2 protein-coding genes and 1 pseudogene are annotated in these 1,712 nt (G+C 44.3%); all 3 read left to right on the top strand.

Annotated elements, in window-relative coordinates; genetic code table 11:
• Positions 1 to 457 (top strand): annotated as a pseudogene (gene purH, locus ACTHUR_RS10915) (bifunctional phosphoribosylaminoimidazolecarboxamide formyltransferase/IMP cyclohydrolase); the annotation flags it as partial.
• A 193-nt stretch (positions 458 to 650) separates the two neighbouring features.
• On the top strand, positions 651 to 1,046 hold the full coding sequence (locus ACTHUR_RS10910) for an SMI1/KNR4 family protein (protein WP_440398582.1): 396 nt from the start codon (positions 651 to 653) through the stop codon (positions 1,044 to 1,046).
• 199 nt (positions 1,047 to 1,245) lie between these two features.
• Entirely contained in the window at positions 1,246 to 1,374 is a 129-nt protein-coding gene (locus tag ACTHUR_RS10905) for a hypothetical protein (RefSeq protein WP_256388401.1), read from the top strand.
• Positions 1,375 to 1,712: the final 338 nt, after the last annotated feature.

The raw sequence follows: 1,712 nt of genomic DNA, 5'->3' as shown, positions 1-1,712 counted from the left end.
ACTCAAACGCGTCGGCGGCGGATTATTGGTACAAACCCCCGACATCCACCGACTTAACCGCGCCGATTTGAAAGTCGTCTCCAAACGCCAACCGACCGAGCAAGAATGGAACGACCTGATGTTTGTCTGGAACGTCGCCAAATACGTCAAATCCAACGCCATCGTCTTCGGCAAAGGCGGCCAAACCTACGGCATCGGCGCAGGCCAAATGAGCCGAGTGGACAGCACCCGCATCGCCGCCCGCAAAGCGCAGGACGCAGGTTTGGACTTAAACGGCGCCTGTGCCGCTTCCGATGCCTTCTTCCCATTCCGCGACGGCGTAGATGTCATTGCCGAGCAGGGCATCAAAGCCATCATCCATCCTGCAGGCTCCATGCGCGACCAAGAAGTCTTCGACGCAGCGGACGAACACGGCATCGCCATGGTTGTAACCGGCATCCGCCATTTCCGCCACTAATAAGCTGATATAAAATAAAGGCCGTCTGAACCCCATTTTCAGACGGCCTAAGTTTTAATATATGGGATAAGTCATGTCTTTTAGCCAAACCGAGTTGGCAGATTTTGCTGCCAATCTTTTTGTTAACTATGACGAAGGTTTTGAAGGGGATACGCCGCTTACGGATGAGATTATTGCGCGTGTGTAATAGGAGCTGGGCTATTCTCTGCCTATTGACTATATAGCTTTGATGCGCCGTAAAAACGGCGGTAGTTTGAAACGTTATTTTTTTCGTTATACCGATACGGATGGATATGAATGCGAACTTATGGTTCGTGGTATATATGGAATTGGTTTTACGAATAATAATGCCCTGTGCGGTAAAATGGGCAGTCGTTTTTTGGAAGATCCTAAAAATCACGCATTACCGCATATTGGCGTTTACTTTGCCGAAGAAGATAGCGGACACGGATTTTTTGCGCTGGATTATCGCAACATAAATGCCGATGGTGAGCCACCGGTTATCAATATTTATTTGGATAATTTTCATGAAGAATATATTGCCGACAGCTTTGCTGCTTTTATTCGCCGTTTGACTGCAGATGAGTAAGCAGGGCGGATAAGTAGTTAGGATTTCAAATATTCTTGTTACTAATAAGCTGATATAAAATAAAGGTCGTCTGAAAACCGATTTCAGACGGCCTTTTTCAATACATTAAATCAAGACAAAGCAACAAAGCCATATCTATTCCGATTCATACGGCAACAAAACGTCCCAAGTCTAAAACCAACCCACTCAGAGAAAAAACATGAAACACATCCTCCTTATCCTGACCCTCGCCACACTCACCGCCTGCGCCTCCAGCCATACCGGCGGCTACGGCTATGCCGGAAACAACGGCGCTTCCGCAGGCGTGACCCAAACATTCCGTTGGTAAGGCCGTCTGAAATACGGCATGGTGTTACACCATAGAAAACAGACCGATTCCAAACGTAAAGGCAAGTTTTACACTTGCCTTTTTTATACTATTTAGCGGCTCAATAACGCATCAATTCGCATCATTAAGCCGCCATTTAAATGTTAGAAAACGTTAAAGGCCGTCTGAAAACAGACTGTATAAACCCATCACATGATTCAAATCAACCTTCAATACAAATCTCATTAAATTTCTAAATAAAAGCTGACATATAAATCTATCACTAAAATAACTATCCTGTTAACATATTATTTAATAATCATTATTGGTTAAAAATTCAAAAAAAATCATATAATTAT

The organism is Neisseria sp. P0021.S007 (assembly GCF_051956855.1).
This window is presented reverse-complemented; position numbering and strand designations above follow the sequence as displayed.

Coding starts and splice junctions, on each gene's coding strand:
- ACTHUR_RS10905 (WP_256388401.1), top strand. CDS start 1,246: ATGAAACACATCCTCCTTATCCTGACCCTCGCCACACTCACCGCCTGC.